Below are 14,937 nucleotides of genomic sequence, written 5' to 3' on the forward strand. Positions count from 1 at the left end.
GGAAGAGGATGCGGCCAAGCTAGGCGCAATTGTCGCGCGGGGGCAATCGGGTTCGTGATCGATCAGCCGCGTGCGTACCGCTTGAAATGTCGGCCGCTTACTGGATGATGTGCCGAAACAACCGGGGGGTATCATGGCGCGCAGGGCAAAGGGATCGTGGCGGCCGTTCATCCAGGCCTTGCCGATCCTGATCGTCGGCTATGTCTCGACTATCCTGATCTGCGCGGCGCTGTTTGCGACGTTCGAGGGCAAGCCGGTCGATGTCGGCATCTGGTGGTCGTTCGTGACCGCGATGACGATCGGCTATGGCGACGTGTTTCCGGTGACGATGGGGGGCAAGATCGTCGCGGTCGCGCTGATGCATGCGGTGCCGCTGTTCCTCGTGCCGCTGCTGACCGCGAAAATGGCGGCCAAGATGATCGTCGACAGCGACGCCTTCACCCATGCCGAGCAGGAGGAGATCAAGTTGGCGCTCGCGCGGATCGAGGCGATTCTTTCGCGCGAGCCGCGTCAGCCCTAGTCGGCGACCAGCACCGCGCGCTCGCGGCCGACCAGCGCCACCAGCCAGTCGGTAAAAGCACGGATCGCGTCGAAGCGGCCGGTGTCCTGGTGCGTCACCAGCCAGAAGGCGCGGCTGATGCGGATGTCGGGGAGGATCGCGACAAGCCCGGGATAGGCTTCGCCGATGAAGCACGGGAGCACGCCAATCCCCGCGCCCGCCGCAATCATGTGCGCCTGCGCGTTGATGCTCGACGAACGCAGCACCGGGTCGCGGACACCCGGGATCTCGTCGAGATAGCGCAGCTCGGGCGCATAGACGATGTCGGGGACATAGCCGATCATCCGCCGGTCGCGCAGGTCGGCGATGCCGTGCACCGGACCGTTCGCCGCGAGATGCTCTGCCGATGCGTAGAGCCGCAGCGTATAGTCGGTGAGCTTGCGCGTCCGCAGCGGACCGCGGCGCGGGCGTGCGAGCAGGACCGCGACGTCGGTCTCGCGCCGGGTCGGGTTGAGGAAGCCGCTGGTCGCGACGAGATCGACCGCGAGTTTCGGATGCGCCTGCGCGAGCGTGCCGAGATGCCGGCTGACGAACCAGGTGCCGAACCCTTCGGCGACGCTGACGCGGATCGTGCCGTCGACCTCGGTCCGGCCCGCGGGCGGGGTGCGGATGTCCGACGCGATCGCCGCCATCGCGGTCGCGCGCGCGAGCAGGTCTTCGCCGGCGCTGGTCAGGATCTGGCCATCGGGGCCTTGTTCGAACAGCCGCTGGCCGACCGCGGTCTCGAGCCGACGGAGGCGGCGGCCGACCGTCGTCGCATCGACGCCGAGGCTCGCCGCGGCGCGCCCAAGCTGCTGCGCGCGGGCGACTTCAAGGAAGATCGGAAGGTCGCTCCAGTCCATGCTGGCTGCAAATATACAGCTAGCGCCTGCAAGTCTATCGCTTGTGTCGTGCGGGATGCGGTGGTGTAGAGGCCGCAAAACAAGGAGAGGCGCCATGACCGTTCGCACCATCGAGCATCTGATCGCAGGCGGCACTGCGGGCGGGCCACCCTCCGGCGGCGGGCGCACAGGTGACGTGTTCGATCCCAATAGCGGCGAGATCCAGGCGCGCGTGACGCTCGGCACGCAGGCCGACCTCGACCGGGCAGTCGCCGCCGCGCACAAGGCGCAGCCGGGCTGGGCAGCGACCAACCCGCAGCGCCGCGCGCGCGTGATGTTCGAGTTCAAGCGGCTCGTCGAAGCGAACATGGACGAGCTCGCGCGGCTGCTGTCGTCCGAGCACGGCAAGGTGATCGCGGATTCGAAGGGCGATATACAGCGCGGGCTCGAGGTGATCGAGTTCTGCTGCGGGATCCCGCACATTCTCAAGGGCGAATACACGCAGGGCGCGGGGCCTGGGATCGACGTCTATTCGATGCGCCAGCCGCTCGGCATCGGTGCTGGCATCACCCCGTTCAACTTCCCGGCGATGATCCCGCTGTGGATGAGCGGCGTCGCGATCGCGACGGGCAACGCGTTCATCCTGAAGCCGTCCGAGCGCGATCCGTCGGTACCGGTACGCCTCGGCGAGCTGTTCCTCGAGGCGGGGCTGCCCGAGGGGATCTTCCAGGTCGTCCACGGCGACAAGGAAATGGTCGACGCTATCCTCGATCATCCGGCGATCAGTGCGGTCAGCTTCGTCGGCTCGTCCGACATCGCGCATTACGTCTACCGTCGCGGCGTCGAGGCGGGGAAGCGCGTCCAGGCGATGGGAGGGGCGAAGAACCACGGCATCGTCATGCCCGACGCGGATCTCGACCAGGTCGTCGCCGATCTGTCGGGCGCAGCGTTCGGGAGCGCTGGCGAGCGGTGCATGGCATTGCCGGTGGTGGTGCCGGTCGGCGAGAAGACGGCGATTGCTTTGCGTGAGAAGCTGATCCCGGCGATCGCCGCGCTGCGCGTGGGTGTTTCGACCGACAATGACGCGCATTACGGCCCGGTGGTGAACGCGGCGCATCGCAGCCGGATCGAGAACTGGATCCAGACGGGTGTCGACGAGGGTGCGGAACTGGTCGTCGACGGGCGCGGGTTCGAGCTGCAGGGGCATGAGAAGGGGTTCTTCATCGGGCCGTCGCTGTTCGATCACGTCACCACGGAGATGTCGGCGTACAAGGAGGAGATCTTCGGGCCGGTGTTGCAGATCGTCCGCGCGAAGGATTTCGAGGAGGCGGTGCGGCTGCCTAGCGAGCATCAGTACGGCAACGGCGTCGCGATCTTCACGCGCAACGGCCACGCCGCGCGCGAGTTCGCGGCGCGGGTTAACGTCGGCATGGTCGGCATCAACGTGCCGATCCCGGTGCCGGTGGCGTATCACACGTTCGGCGGCTGGAAGCGTTCGGCGTTCGGCGACACCAACCAGCACGGCATGGAGGGCGTGAAGTTCTGGACCAAGGTCAAGACGATCACGCAGCGCTGGCCTGATGGGTCCGCGCTGCCGGCGATGGCGGAAGATGGCGGTCCGGCGCGGAACAACGACGCGTTCGTCATTCCGACGATGGGGTGATGCGGCTCGCGTCGGTTGCCTTGGTCGTCCGCGACTATGACGAGGCCATTGCGTATTTCGTCACTATGCTCGGCTTCTCACTGGTCGAGGATACCGATCTCGGTGGCGGCAAGCGTTGGGTCCGTGTCGCTGCCCCCGGCGGCGGTTCCGACCTGCTGCTGGCAAAAGCGATCAACGACGAGCAGTCGGCCGCGATTGGCCGGGCCGGCGGCGGACGCGTATGCTATTTTCTGCATACCGACGATTTCAGCAGCGCGTACGCGACGCTCAAAGCTCGGGGCGTGCATTTTCTCGAAGAGCCGCGCAACGAGCCGTATGGATCGGTCGTCGTATTCGCGGACCTGTACGGCAACAGATGGGATCTGGTCGGATTGACGCCAGGCGCCGGTATTGATGGAGTTTCCTCGTGACCAACCAGTTCGACCTCACCGACGACCAGCGCGAGATCCAGGAGCTCGCGCGCCGCTTCACCGCCGACCGGATCGCCCCGCATGCGGCCGATTGGGACGAGAAGCACATCTTCCCGCGCGACACGATCAAGGCGGCGGCCGAGCTCGGTTTCGCGGCGATCTATGTCAGCGAGGAGAGCGGCGGCATCGCGCTCGGGCGCCTCGAAGCCGCGTTGATCATGGAGGCGATGTCGTATGGGTGTCCGTCGACGAGCGCGTTCATCAGCATCCACAACATGGCGGCGTGGATGATCGACCGGTTCGGCTCGGCCGCGGTGAAGGACAAGTATCTTCCCGATCTGGTGACGATGGACCGGTTGGCGAGCTATTGCCTGACCGAGCCGGGCTCGGGGTCGGACGCCGCCGCGCTGAAGACGCGCGCGGTGCGCGACGGCGACGACTGGATCGTGACCGGATCGAAGCAGTTCATCTCGGGCGCAGGCGAGAACGAGGTGTACGTCACCATGGTCCGCACTGGTGAGGAGGGGCCCAAGGGCATTTCCTGCCTGGTGATCGAGAAAGACATGCCCGGCGTGTCGTTCGGCGCGAACGAGAAGAAGCTCGGCTGGCATTCGCAGCCGACGCGGCAGGTGATCTTCGACAGCGTCCGTGTGCCGGGCGCCAACATGGTCGGCGGCGAGGGCGAGGGCTTCCGGATCGCGATGATGGGGCTCGACGGCGGGCGGCTGAACATCGGTGCGTGCTCGCTCGGCGGCGCGCAGCGGTGTCTCGACGAGGCGATCGCCTATACGCGCGACCGCAAGCAGTTCGGCAAGCCGATCGCGGACTTCCAGAACACGCAGTTCATGCTGGCCGACATGGCGACCGAACTCGAGGCGGCGCGCGCGCTGCTCTACATGGCGGCGGCCAAGGTCACGGCGAACGCGCCCGACAAGACCAAGTTCGCGGCGATGGCGAAGCGGCTGGCGACGGACACCGGCTCGTCGGTGGTCGACCGCGCGTTGCAGCTGCACGGCGGCTACGGGTATCTGCAGGATTACCCGATCGAACGCTTCTGGCGCGACCTGCGTGTGCATTCGATCCTCGAGGGTACCAACCAGGTCATGCGCATGATCGTCGGCCGCGAGCTGACCCGGCAATGAGCCCGCGCAGCGATCGCTATGCCTTCCACTCCGCGTCTCCGCGCCTCCGCGTGAAAAGAAGTTTTGTTCGCGCGGAGGCGCGGAGGCGCGGAGATGATGCCCGGGAGGTGATCGCGTGACCGATGATCTGATCGTCGAGAATGAAGGGCCTGTCGGCCGGATTCGGCTGAACCGGCCCAAGGCGTTGCACGCGCTCAATCTGGCGATGTGCGAAGGCGTGCTGGAGGCGCTCGAGGCGTGGCGCGGGGATGCGTCAGTTGAGGCGATCATCGTGGATCATGCCGAGGGGCGCGGGTTCTGCGCCGGGGGCGATATCCGGATGCTCGCCGCGTCGGGAGCCGGCGACGGCGCCGAAGCGCGCGCGTTCTTTCACGCCGAGTATCGGATGAACCACCGGCTGTTCGTCTATGCCAAGCCGATCGTCGCGTTCATGGACGGGATCACGATGGGCGGCGGCGTCGGGCTCGCCTTGCCGTGCACGTACCGCGTCGCGACGGAGAACACGAAGTTCGCGATGCCCGAGACGGGGATCGGGCTGTTCCCCGATGTCGGCGGGGGATGGTATCTGTCGCGGCTGCCAGGGCGGATCGGGCAGTATCTCGCGCTGACCGGGCACCGGATCAACGGCGCCGATTGCCTGGCGCTGGGGCTGGCGACGCATTATCTGACGAGCGCCAAGCTCGAGAGCGTGAAGGACTGGATCGTCGAGCGTCCCCGCGAGATCGACGTCATACTCGAAGGGTCGTCCGACGTACCCGACGATGCCGAGATTATGACGCATCGTGACGAGATCGACCGGCTGTTCGCGTCCGATGTGCTCGAGGAAATCTATGCCGCGCTCGACGTCGATGGTGGTGAGTGGGCCGCGAAGACGCTTGCGACGCTCAAAACCAAGTCGCCGCAGACGATGAAGGTGTCGCTCCGGCTGCTTCACGAGGGCGCGGCGATGGCGAGTTTCGCAGACGAGATGAAACAGGAATATGCGGTCGGCGCGCATGTCGTGCAGCGGCATGACTTCATCGAGGGCGTGCGCGCGGTGATCGTCGACAAGGACAATGCGCCGCGCTGGGATCCGGCAACGCCCGAGGCGGTGAGCGATCATGTGATCGACCAGATCTTCGCGCCGTTGCCAGCTGCCGAGGCGTGGACGCCGGGTTGAACATAGAGCACGTCACCCCAGCGTTCGCTGAGGTGACGGAACAGGAGACTGACATGGCCGATTACGAAACGATCCTCGTCGAGCAGCGCGGTGCGGTGACGCTCGTCACGCTCAACCGCCCGCAGGCGCTCAACGCGCTCAATTCGCAGGTGCTCGCCGACCTGATCGCCGCGTTCGCTGCGTTCGATGCGGATTCGTCGCAGGGCTGCGCGGTGCTGACCGGTTCGGCCAAGGCGTTCGCGGCGGGGGCGGACATCAAGGAGATGCAGAGCCAGGGCTTTGCCGACATGTATGCGAGCAACTTCTTCGCGGGCTGGGAGCAGGTGACGCGGACGCGCAAGCCGATCATCGCCGCGGTCGCGGGCTATGCGCTGGGCGGCGGTTGCGAGGTCGCGATGATGTGCGACTTCATCCTCGCCGCCGACACCGCCAAGTTCGGCCAGCCCGAGATCAAGCTCGCCGTTTCGCCTGGCATGGGCGGATCGCAGCGGCTGACGCATGCGGTCGGCAAGGCCAAGGCGATGGAGATGGTGCTGACCGGGCGGATGATGGACGCGGTCGAGGCCGAGCGCGCAGGGCTGGTCTCGCGGATCATCCCCGCCGACGAGCTGGTCGAGGAGGCGGTGAAGACCGCAGCCACCATCGCCGCGATGGCGCCGCTGGCGGTGCTGGCGAACAAGGAAATGGTCAACGCGGCGTTCGAGACGAGCCTGTCGCACGGCGTCCAGTTCGAGCGGCGGCTGTTCCACGGCCTGTTCGGCACCGCGGACCAGAGCGAAGGCATGGCCGCGTTCGTTGAGAAGCGCGCGGGGGCCTGGACGGGCAAGTAGCGCGGCCACCCGTCATCGTCGCTGCCCGTCATCCTGACGAAAGTCAGGATCCAGGGTTACTGGCGGGGTCGTTCCTGGCTCTGGATCCTGACTTTCGTCAGGATGACGGGGTTGGGGCGTGCGGGACGTAGTCGCGAATGGCGGGGTTGGTGCGCGAGCGGCACAGTCGCCGCGGCAGATTTAGGAGAGAGAACATGGCACGCATCGGATTCATCGGGCTCGGCAACATGGGCGGCGGCATGGCCGCGAACCTCGCGAAGAACGGCCATGACGTCCACGCGTTCGACCTGAGCGCCGACGCGCTGGCCAAGGCAAAGGCGGCGGGCTGCCTCCCCGTCGACTCCGCCGCCGAGGCCGCGGACGGGGCGGAGGCGATCGTGACGATGCTGCCCGCGGGCAAGCACGTCGCCGAGGTGTATGACGCGCTGTTCGGCGTCGCGGGCCCGACCGCGATCCTGATCGACTGTTCGACGATCGACGTCGCGACCGCGAAGCAGGTCGCCGACGCCGCGCAGGCCAAGGGGCTCGCGGCGGTCGACGCGCCCGTCTCCGGCGGGATCGGCGCTGCCAATGCGGGCACGCTCACCTTCATGGTCGGCGGTTCGGCGGCGGCGTTCGAGCGCGCCGAGCCGATCCTAGCGGCGATGGGCAAGGCGGTGATCCATGCCGGCGCGAACGGCGCGGGGCAGGCGGCGAAGATCTGCAACAACATGATCCTGGGCGCGACGATGATCGCGACCTGCGAGGCGTTCGTGCTCGCGGACAAGCTCGGGCTCGACGCACAGGCCTTTTACGATATCGCCAGCGTCTCGTCGGGGCAGAGCTGGTCGATGACGAGCTATGCGCCGCTCCCGGGGATCGGCCCCGACACGCCCGCCGACCACGACTATCAGGGCGGGTTCGCGGCGGCCTTGATGCTCAAGGACTTGAGGCTCGCGATGGCGGCGGCGCAGGATGTCGGCGCCGACACGCCGATGGGGGCCAAGGCCGCCGAGCGCTACGAGGCGTTCGCCGAGGCCGGGCAGGGCGGACTCGACTTCTCCGCGATCATCCGCACGTTGCAGGGCAACGCCTAACCCGGCGTGCGGCGGACCGGCGGGAGCGCGTTGCAGATGTCCGCACCGCCCGCCGGCACCGTGAAGAACGGCGGCGTCCGGTTCTCGCGCCCCGCGATCCAGGCGGTGAAGCGCGGGTTGCGCGCCCCGCGGTACTGGAAGTGCGGGCGGGTGGCGGCGGGCAGGTCGCTCGCCAGCCGTGCCGAGACGATCGGGCTGCGTTCGGCAGGCGTGGCGTAGAAGCCGAGCTCGCCCGTCCCGCGCGGCAGCGACGACAGCCACTCGATCCCGTCGACTACCCGCCCGACGACCGCGATGTTGCGGTCGAGCGCGCGCGGCGCATGGCCGATAACGGTGTAGAGTTCGGCGCCGCTGCCGACGCTAGGCGCCAGATCACGCGCAACGCCGACCATCCCGTAGCAATGCGGCAGCCATTGCCGCGCGCCCGACCCGGCGAGCGGCCAGCCATCCGCGCTGTAGCCCGCCCATTCGGCATAGGGATCGCGCTTGGCGAGCCGCACGATCGCGGTCGGCCCGGGCATGTCATATTCGGCGGCGATCACGTCCGCGACGCCGGGGACGAGCGGCTTCTTCTCGGTCGCATCACCCCATTGCGCGACGTAATTGTCCTGGACGCGGTAGACGCTGGTCGCGGTGTCCCACCAGCGCGCGCGGGCGAGCGCGCGGATGTTGGCGACATGCGCCGGCGCATAGGCAGGTGCGAGCCGGAGCGTGAAGCCGTGCCCGTTCGCCAGCGTGAAGACGAGAATCTCGTCATCGGGCACCGCGACCCAGTCCGCCGCGACCGGATCGGACGGCAGCGGTGTCGGCACCGGCGTGGCTTGGGCGAGGGCGGCGGCGAGTAGGGCGGTGATCATCGCCGTGAGACTGCCCGAGTGCCGCGCATGACGCAATCGCTTGCGCCGCAGCCAAACCCGCTCTAGCAGGCGCGTTCCAGAGCAATGCGGAGCGGTGGCCGAGTGGTCGAAGGCGCTCGCCTGGAAAGTGAGTATACGTCAAAAGCGTATCGAGGGTTCGAATCCCTCCCGCTCCGCCACCACCCTTTTGATATAAAACCAAAGTTCCAATTAAATCGTCGGGTTCCCATAACCGCTCCCCGAAAGCGCGCGTGCTTGAAGCCGAACGCCACCTCACGATTTCCGCGGATATCGCTGGCCGTGGTTTATGTCGCGTTAGGCCGCGCCCCTGTATTGCGTACGGCCTATGCTCAGAGCTGAACGGTAAAAGCGGTGAAAATCCGCCCGTCCGCTTTCGGGCGGCGATTGCCGTGAACTGCCGTTCGTTCTGACGATGGGCTACGGGTTTAGTCGCCTGACCCTTCCCGAGATCGGACGTCTGTTCAAAAGTCGTAAATATGTGATAGATCAATAACTTACCGTAATTACAATCGTATCATTATAGGCTCCGGGGCGGGGCGAGAGATTGGCGGGGATCCTTCCGTAAATCTGGTAGGTCGAGCTCCCGCCAAGCAACGGGATGATATCGAAGGACCGCACGGTGGAGCTCCCGCCCGACCCGTCGCCCCAGATCTGCGTTCGTGCCGGATCCGCATAAAGCTGATAGGGCAAGGTCGCCGTTCCAGAGATCATGCGTCGCGCCGTATAGCTGCCGTCTCGTCCCGGGCTGAGCGCGATCGTGTACCCGCCGAGACCGGAGAGTATGAAGCAGTTGATTGTGATCGTGCCCGTCGCGTCGTCCGGCGACGTGGCAGACCCGTCATAGTTCCCGAACGCGATCCCGCTCGCCGATACCGAGCATCCCGCATCCGCGACAGCCGGTATCGCGAGGCAGAAGAGCGCGAACAGCACGCGGGCGATCACGGGGCTGTCTCGACACAGGAAAACGGGCCAAGCCGGGCGAGACCCCGGTCCCGCGCAGTGACGGACAGTCCGACACGGCAGCGCGTGCCGTCGGGGCGCGCGACGTTCAGGACGGTGTGCTGGTCGAGCCCCTCGACGAAGGTCTCCCCGTCAAAGCCCAGGGGAAACGTCGCCCCGGACGCTTCCAGCGTGACGGTGCTTCCCGGTGGAAGGGGTCTACCGCTTGCGTCGACCAGGACCAGCACTGCGCCATTTGGTCGTTTGATCGGAAACCTGAGCACGACGCCTGCCCGGTCCTGTGGCCGGACATCGCGTTCCCCGGTTGCGATCACGGCATCGGGCGGCAGATCGGTCGGCTCGATGGCGAGGTGATTGACCTGGAACGACCGCAGGTCGGTCACCATCAGCTTGCCCGACCGATCGGTTCGGCCGGCGACCCTGTTTTCGTGCAACACCCGAACACCTGCCAGACCCTGCGTGTCGACAATCGCGAAACTGTCGTTGATAGTATTCGACAGGAATACCGAGCCATCGATCGCGGACACGGACCCGCGCGCCTGGGCACGGATCGTCGTTGCACCGTTGGTCCGATCGATCCCGGCGGCCAGCCATCCGATGCGGGACCGATGTTGTACTTCGACAAACTGGCTGTCGATCGCGCCGCGTCCGATTGCCGCCTGATAGCCCCATGAATCGGCCTCACTCGTGCCGCGCGCCGCCTGCAGCTGACTTTGCCAGCGGCCGCCTTGCATCTGCCGATCAACACTCGCCTGATTGCGTCGTCCGAAGGGAAGCGACAGGCCGAACATGATGCTGCGGCCGCCGCGTGCGGTGGTGTCATGCGAGCCGTTCGCGTAGATCGATACCGGTCCCCGCTGCACGCTGTAGGTGACGGACGCCAGACGGACCGCGGAGCCGCGGCCAAACATCGCCGGCGCGCCCTTCAGCCTTCCCCAGGCGACGTCGCCTGCCTGATCGAGTGCGGTATAGCCGAGGGACATCGTACCGGCCGGACCCATTGCAAGCGCAATGCTGGCGTCGGTCTGCTGGCGAATGGCAGGATAGCCATCGCTTGCCGCGTTGTCGCGAAAGTCCTTCGTCGCAAACCCATGGGACAGCCTGAGCGACACCAGTGAGTCGCGGTGTTCGATTTGCGCGACACAGCGCACGCCGTTCCCGTCCCGCCCGCTGCTCGCCGCGCAATCACCCGTGGCGATTGCCAGGTTGGCCAAGTTTACCGACACGCCCGACCCGATGAGCGCCGCGTTGCGGGTTGCTTCGGCATAGAGCGCCGCCGTCAGCCGTGGCGATACGCCCCAGCGGTAGCTGCCGCTCGCCGCGAGCTGTCCGTAGGCGTTGCTCTGGCTCCCGAATTGATGCCGGATCACGCCAGCCTGGACAGCGAACGTGTGCAACCCCGGTGCCAGCAGAGCATTGCTTGCATAATAGGCCACCGTCGTCCTGACGGATTGTCCCAGGGAATTCTGGAGGTTCAGCGAGACTTTGCCGCTGCCCGTCTGCACCGGCACGTTGCGGATCTCGAAGGGACCAGCGCCGATAGGCAGGGATATCGCGGATGTGTCGTTCACAAGGATGTCGGCGATGGTGGGGACGACCGCGTTGCCACGAAAATCGGGCAGCGGCATCGTGATCAGGTCGGGTCGCAGCGCGAAGTCCGAACCGAATTGAATGCCGCCGAGCCGGATCGCCCGTTGCGAGTCCGCTCCCGACGTTATGAAGTCGCCCAGCCTGAGCCGCAGCAGGCGGTCGGGCAGCGAAACGGTGTAGTTGAAATCGAGCCTGGTCGCGCGATAGGTCGTCGTCGTCCCCGAACGGAATGCGGTCATCAAGGCCTGACCAGCCGCAACCCCATGGCCTGAAAAGACGCGTGTATCGAGGTACGCGGAAAAGGCCTGGCGACGAGCATCGCCGGTCGCTGTCGTATCGTAGTTCAGCGTGGAACCGGTCCCGCTCTCCACCGCTCCGGCCATGGCAGGATCGGCAGCGGCCGAGATCGTCGTTCTCACCAAACGCCCCTCGGAGGCGGTCACGTAGAGTCGGCCTGTAGCCTGGTCGACGTGCCACCGAAAATCACGGTCGGCGACGATGTCCGCAAGTTCATCGCCGGGCGTGGTGCGCGGGGAAAGGCCGAGTTCCGCGAGTTCCTTGGGGGTTGCCGCCAGTCCGTCGCCGCGCAGAACAAACTCGCCGATTTTCCCGGTCGGGCGCCCATTGATCCAGACCTCCAGCAGCGTCGGTGCGGGAGCGGCCCCGGCATGGTCAGCGAGGCAGATCATCAGGAGAAATCGACAGGTCGATCGGAGGGCTTTGGCGCGCATCGCACGGTCCCGTCCCCGCTACCGCGCGAGGGCAACGGTGATGGGGCCCTTTCCGCCCTCCATCGTCAGTCGATAGCGGCCATCCGCGGCGGCTTGGATGGGCATGTCCTGGACCGGAAGTTCCCGCGTCGCGCCAGCCAGCAGATAGGGTGAGCCACCGTTCTTGATGGCGATCGGCGGGCCGTTCGTGTCGCGCAGGACAACGTTGCGCAGCGTCTCATGGCGCGCTCCCGGATTTTCGAGCACGAGCACCGTGTCACCGTCCCGGCGCGCCAGCCGAAATCGAACGCCGGGGTTCGCCGGAGCGACGGGCTCGACGAAGATCGGCATGGAAATGCGCAGGACCATACGCACGGAACCGGCATCGGACGCGCGCGGGATCTGATCGAGGATCAATCGGTACGTCAGTTCCTTGGACGTCGCCTTATGCCGCACGAGGACACGGAAGACCTGGTTCGAACGGGGTGGGATCGTCACGATGCGGGGACTGACGACCACATCGTCGGCCGGTGTGAGGACATCGTCGGGCTGTTGCGTCCAGGCGAAGGGCCGGATCTGGACCACCGTTTCCTCAGCGCCATCGTTGCGAACCGTCAGGCTCGTCGCCTGTTGCGAGGCGGCAAGATTGAACGTGACCGGGCTCACCGACAGGGATTGTGCCTGAAGCGGGGCGACGCACGTTGCCAGGACGATCCCGTATCCGCCCGCCATCGACCAGCGACGAAGCCTCTCGACGCGAATAACACTTCCCCGGGCCATCAGTAGGTGATCGTTGCGGTCAGAGTATCCGAATAGGCTCCGGGGACGGGCAATTGACCCGCTGCAAGGCGCCCATAAACGGTAATGGCCTGAGCGCCGCCGTTGCCGGTGCCCGAGACCGTGTCCGTGCCGATCGTCGTGCCCCAGCTATTGGTACGCGCACTGTCGCGATAGACGGCATAGGCGAGCACATCGACGCTGGGGCCGTTCATGTACCGGTTCGTTACGGTCGCCCCCGTGCCCAAGCCTGCGCTGACGCCGATGGTGTAGGCGGTGGTATCCGTGCAGGTCGCGGTGATCGTCGAGGTCGCGTCGGTTTGGGCCCCGGTATAGGTTCCGAACGTCAGCGCGGTCGCCGAAATCTGGCAACTCGACACGACATTGGCCGTCACATTGAACGTCGTGTTCGCCGTCGATGCGCTTGCCGAGCCATTCGCCACAACCATGCAGAGGGGAATGCTCAGAACGCGAGCCTGCGTTTTGAAAAAGGCTGTAACGGTGTGAAGCGACGGCCGACCTATGCGCAGTAACGCAATATGCCGGGCCAATTTCTGCGTAATCATAAGACGGCGACCTTTCTCAAGCAATTATAGAATGCCCGCCAAAGGAAGGGCGTCAGCCTCAGGAAAAACGTCACCATTTATATGCGGCGATCCACCACCGGTGTCCCTAACCAACTGCAGATTTTTACGAATTACGAAGTATTTCAGAGTCCACATGGACTGAGGAGTCTGGATGGTAATTCTTAAACTCATCGTGCTGAAGCGCTTGTCCGATTAAAAAGAGTGGCTGAGATTTATTGAGGATTTGTCCGAATACGTGCGCGCCGCAATCAACCCGAAAGGCGCCGATTAACATTCTCGCAGCCGGTTGAACCAACGGCTGCCTTCCACCGACTGCCCTAAATCGGACGCGCCGCTTTCTTCTCGATCACGGCGGCCATGAGGAACTATCAGCCGCCAAAAGCCGTCAGCGCGAACAGGGAAATGCTTGAAGTCGGGGAGCGGGGAAGGTGGCAGAGATGGCCGGATTTGGGTCGAGTGTGTCAGTGTAGTGCAAGCGATGAATCAGACGCGCACCGTCCGCAGGTCTCAAACTTGACTTACGCGACCTTGCCGAACCCGCCACTGAACCGCCACGTGCCTCGCCCCCTCCGCTTCGCGTCGTAAAGCGCAACGTCAGCGGATTTCAGGATTGTTTGTATGCTGTCGCCGTCGCCGGGATAAAGCGCGATGCCGATGCTGAAACTTAGGCTCATCTGTCCTCTGTTAAAGTCGACAGCAGGCTGAACGCCATCGACGATGCGACCGCATGCCGCATCGATATCGGCGGTGCTGCCGACGTCGGGTAAGAGTATGGCAAACTCGTCACCGCCGAGCCGCGCGACATGGCTCAAATCGCCGACGGCAGCACGCAGACGCTCTCCTGCCGCGACGAGGAGCGCATCGCCAGCATCGTGGCCAAACGTGTCGTTGACGACCTTGAAATGGTCGAGATCGATCAGGAGCAAGGCAAACCGGGACTTTTGACGATCGGACCGTTCGATGAGATTGCGCATGTGTCGTGTGAACTGTCGACGATTGGCGAGGGAGGTAAGTCCGTCGAAATAGGCCAGATATTCGAGTTCGTCATGAGCTTTGCGTAGCGCCGCATCGCTCCGCCAGTTTGCCCGTACGCTTGCGAAGATATAACTGATGCAAAGACCCGACGCGATTGTCGACGTCAGAGTGGTAAAATAGCTTGCTGGTTCGACCAGCCAAGGCAGCGCGAGCATCGCGCTGGCGGGAACACCAACCTTGAACGCCACGATCGACGGAGCGCGGAAGGCAAAGGCTTGGGCGTGGATCAGCTGCGAGATCAGCATGACGATAACCGCCGAACCTATATCAGGTACCCTGCTCCACCACAGCAAAACCGGCAAGCTCGTCCACGCGATCGTCGTCATGAGTGCGGAGGCAATATAGTTGAGCCGTAGCGGCAGGCGCCCGCCATCCGGTCGCGCCAGCATGATACTGCATTGCCTGCACCACAGCTCCGCAAATCCGACAAAGCTGATCCAGAGTATCGCAGCGCGAGAACCCAGATGGGTGAGCAACAGCAAACTCGCCAGAGCGGCGATTACCAATCGCGGCAACAGCGTTTTCAGCCCGTCCAGCGCCGCCCCATCGAGCCGATGGTCTCCCAGCCGTTCCAGCCAACCACGCGATATCAGGCCGCGGAGCATGATAACGTGTTCCCTGATGCCAGCACAGCCAGGACTAGGCGAATCCGGTCGCAGGGGCAGTGCGTAGTCCTGTGCCGCCGATCGTGATGGTAGGGAAAAGCGCCGACATGCATGCGCGCATTATAGGACAGCGTG

14 protein-coding genes and 1 tRNA gene are annotated in these 14,937 nt (G+C 65.2%); 8 read left to right on the plus strand and 7 right to left on the minus strand.

Annotation, left to right across the window (positions count from 1 at the left end; all coding sequences use genetic code 11):
• The first annotated feature begins 133 nt into the window (after window positions 1–133).
• Window positions 134–520 (plus strand): potassium channel family protein, encoded by a 387-nt coding sequence (locus IFT71_RS12805; protein WP_042466673.1) that lies wholly within the window; start codon window positions 134–136, stop codon window positions 518–520.
• Here IFT71_RS12805 and IFT71_RS12810 read toward each other — a convergent pair.
• The gene (locus IFT71_RS12810) at window positions 517–1,401 is read right to left on the minus strand and encodes a LysR family transcriptional regulator (RefSeq protein ID WP_192141349.1); all 885 of its coding nucleotides are present in this window, start codon (window positions 1,399–1,401) and stop codon (window positions 517–519) included. The genes IFT71_RS12805 and IFT71_RS12810 overlap by 4 nt on opposite strands.
• A gap of 94 nt (window positions 1,402–1,495) precedes the next feature.
• On the opposite strand from IFT71_RS12810, the gene IFT71_RS12815 reads away from it, so the two are divergent.
• From IFT71_RS12815 to mmsB, 6 genes are all read left to right on the plus strand, one after another.
• A complete protein-coding gene (locus tag IFT71_RS12815) occupies window positions 1,496–3,043 on the plus strand; it encodes a CoA-acylating methylmalonate-semialdehyde dehydrogenase (protein WP_192141351.1) in 1,548 nt (515 codons plus the stop codon).
• Window positions 3,043–3,453, plus strand: a complete 411-nt coding sequence (locus IFT71_RS12820) for a VOC family protein (protein ID WP_192141352.1) — start codon at window positions 3,043–3,045, stop codon at window positions 3,451–3,453. Before IFT71_RS12815 ends, IFT71_RS12820 begins: the two co-directional genes overlap by 1 nt.
• Window positions 3,450–4,595 carry an acyl-CoA dehydrogenase family protein gene (locus IFT71_RS12825; protein WP_192141355.1) on the plus strand — a complete coding sequence of 382 codons (1,146 nt, stop codon included), beginning with the start codon at window positions 3,450–3,452 and terminating at the stop codon, window positions 4,593–4,595. Before IFT71_RS12820 ends, IFT71_RS12825 begins: the two co-directional genes overlap by 4 nt.
• 115 nt (window positions 4,596–4,710) lie before the next feature.
• Window positions 4,711–5,754 carry a 3-hydroxyisobutyryl-CoA hydrolase gene (locus IFT71_RS12830; protein WP_192141357.1) on the plus strand — a complete coding sequence of 348 codons (1,044 nt, stop codon included), beginning with the start codon at window positions 4,711–4,713 and terminating at the stop codon, window positions 5,752–5,754.
• Between the two features lie 53 nt (window positions 5,755–5,807).
• The gene (locus tag IFT71_RS12835; protein WP_192141359.1) at window positions 5,808–6,584 is read left to right on the plus strand and encodes an enoyl-CoA hydratase; all 777 of its coding nucleotides are present in this window, start codon (window positions 5,808–5,810) and stop codon (window positions 6,582–6,584) included.
• A gap of 194 nt (window positions 6,585–6,778) precedes the next feature.
• Window positions 6,779–7,660 carry a 3-hydroxyisobutyrate dehydrogenase gene (gene mmsB / locus IFT71_RS12840; protein WP_192141360.1) on the plus strand — a complete coding sequence of 294 codons (882 nt, stop codon included), beginning with the start codon at window positions 6,779–6,781 and terminating at the stop codon, window positions 7,658–7,660.
• On the opposite strand, the gene IFT71_RS12845 is transcribed toward mmsB, so the two are convergent.
• The gene (locus IFT71_RS12845; RefSeq protein WP_192141361.1) at window positions 7,657–8,517 is read right to left on the minus strand and encodes a peptidylprolyl isomerase; all 861 of its coding nucleotides are present in this window, start codon (window positions 8,515–8,517) and stop codon (window positions 7,657–7,659) included. The two genes, mmsB and IFT71_RS12845, sit on opposite strands and share 4 nt — an antisense overlap.
• Before the next feature lie 88 nt (window positions 8,518–8,605).
• On the opposite strand from IFT71_RS12845, the gene IFT71_RS12850 reads away from it, so the two are divergent.
• A tRNA-Ser gene (locus tag IFT71_RS12850) sits at window positions 8,606–8,696 on the plus strand.
• A 328-nt stretch (window positions 8,697–9,024) separates the two neighbouring features.
• On the opposite strand, the gene IFT71_RS12855 is transcribed toward IFT71_RS12850, so the two are convergent.
• The 5 genes from IFT71_RS12855 to IFT71_RS12875 all read right to left on the minus strand — a co-directional run bounded on the left by IFT71_RS12855 (window position 9,025) and on the right by IFT71_RS12875 (window position 14,802).
• The gene (locus tag IFT71_RS12855) at window positions 9,025–9,480 is read right to left on the minus strand and encodes a spore coat protein U domain-containing protein (protein ID WP_192141362.1); all 456 of its coding nucleotides are present in this window, start codon (window positions 9,478–9,480) and stop codon (window positions 9,025–9,027) included.
• On the minus strand, window positions 9,477–11,819 hold the full coding sequence (locus IFT71_RS12860; RefSeq protein WP_192141363.1) for a fimbria/pilus outer membrane usher protein: 2,343 nt from the start codon (window positions 11,817–11,819) through the stop codon (window positions 9,477–9,479). Before IFT71_RS12860 ends, IFT71_RS12855 begins: the two co-directional genes overlap by 4 nt.
• 18 nt (window positions 11,820–11,837) lie before the next feature.
• Complete coding sequence (locus IFT71_RS12865) at window positions 11,838–12,578, minus strand: fimbrial biogenesis chaperone (protein WP_192141364.1); 741 nt, start codon at window positions 12,576–12,578, stop codon at window positions 11,838–11,840.
• Window positions 12,578–13,141 carry a Csu type fimbrial protein gene (locus tag IFT71_RS12870; protein WP_244654922.1) on the minus strand — a complete coding sequence of 188 codons (564 nt, stop codon included), beginning with the start codon at window positions 13,139–13,141 and terminating at the stop codon, window positions 12,578–12,580. Before IFT71_RS12870 ends, IFT71_RS12865 begins: the two co-directional genes overlap by 1 nt.
• Before the next feature lie 539 nt (window positions 13,142–13,680).
• Window positions 13,681–14,802, minus strand: coding sequence for a GGDEF domain-containing protein (locus tag IFT71_RS12875; protein ID WP_192141365.1), 1,122 nt, complete (start codon window positions 14,800–14,802; stop codon window positions 13,681–13,683).
• Between the last annotated feature and the right edge of the window lie 135 nt (window positions 14,803–14,937).

This window comes from Sphingomonas sp. CFBP 13733, from assembly GCF_014841795.1.
GTDB classification, from domain to species: Bacteria; Pseudomonadota; Alphaproteobacteria; order Sphingomonadales; family Sphingomonadaceae; genus Sphingomonas; species Sphingomonas aerolata.

What these genes read in the sequence shown, in the direction of transcription:
- IFT71_RS12805 (WP_042466673.1), top strand. Translation starts at nt 134, where the DNA reads ATGGCGCGCAGGGCAAAGGGATCGTGGCGGCCGTTCATCCAGGCCTTG.
- IFT71_RS12810 (WP_192141349.1), bottom strand. Translation starts at nt 1,401, where the DNA reads ATGGACTGGAGCGACCTTCCGATCTTCCTTGAAGTCGCCCGCGCGCAG.
- IFT71_RS12815 (WP_192141351.1), top strand. Translation starts at nt 1,496, where the DNA reads ATGACCGTTCGCACCATCGAGCATCTGATCGCAGGCGGCACTGCGGGC.
- IFT71_RS12820 (WP_192141352.1), top strand. Translation starts at nt 3,043, where the DNA reads ATGCGGCTCGCGTCGGTTGCCTTGGTCGTCCGCGACTATGACGAGGCC.
- IFT71_RS12835 (WP_192141359.1), top strand. Translation starts at nt 5,808, where the DNA reads ATGGCCGATTACGAAACGATCCTCGTCGAGCAGCGCGGTGCGGTGACG.
- mmsB (WP_192141360.1), top strand. Translation starts at nt 6,779, where the DNA reads ATGGCACGCATCGGATTCATCGGGCTCGGCAACATGGGCGGCGGCATG.
- IFT71_RS12845 (WP_192141361.1), bottom strand. Translation starts at nt 8,517, where the DNA reads ATGATCACCGCCCTACTCGCCGCCGCCCTCGCCCAAGCCACGCCGGTG.
- IFT71_RS12860 (WP_192141363.1), bottom strand. Translation starts at nt 11,819, where the DNA reads ATGCGCGCCAAAGCCCTCCGATCGACCTGTCGATTTCTCCTGATGATC.
- IFT71_RS12865 (WP_192141364.1), bottom strand. Translation starts at nt 12,578, where the DNA reads ATGGCCCGGGGAAGTGTTATTCGCGTCGAGAGGCTTCGTCGCTGGTCG.
- IFT71_RS12870 (WP_244654922.1), bottom strand. Translation starts at nt 13,141, where the DNA reads ATGATTACGCAGAAATTGGCCCGGCATATTGCGTTACTGCGCATAGGT.
- IFT71_RS12875 (WP_192141365.1), bottom strand. Translation starts at nt 14,802, where the DNA reads ATGCTCCGCGGCCTGATATCGCGTGGTTGGCTGGAACGGCTGGGAGAC.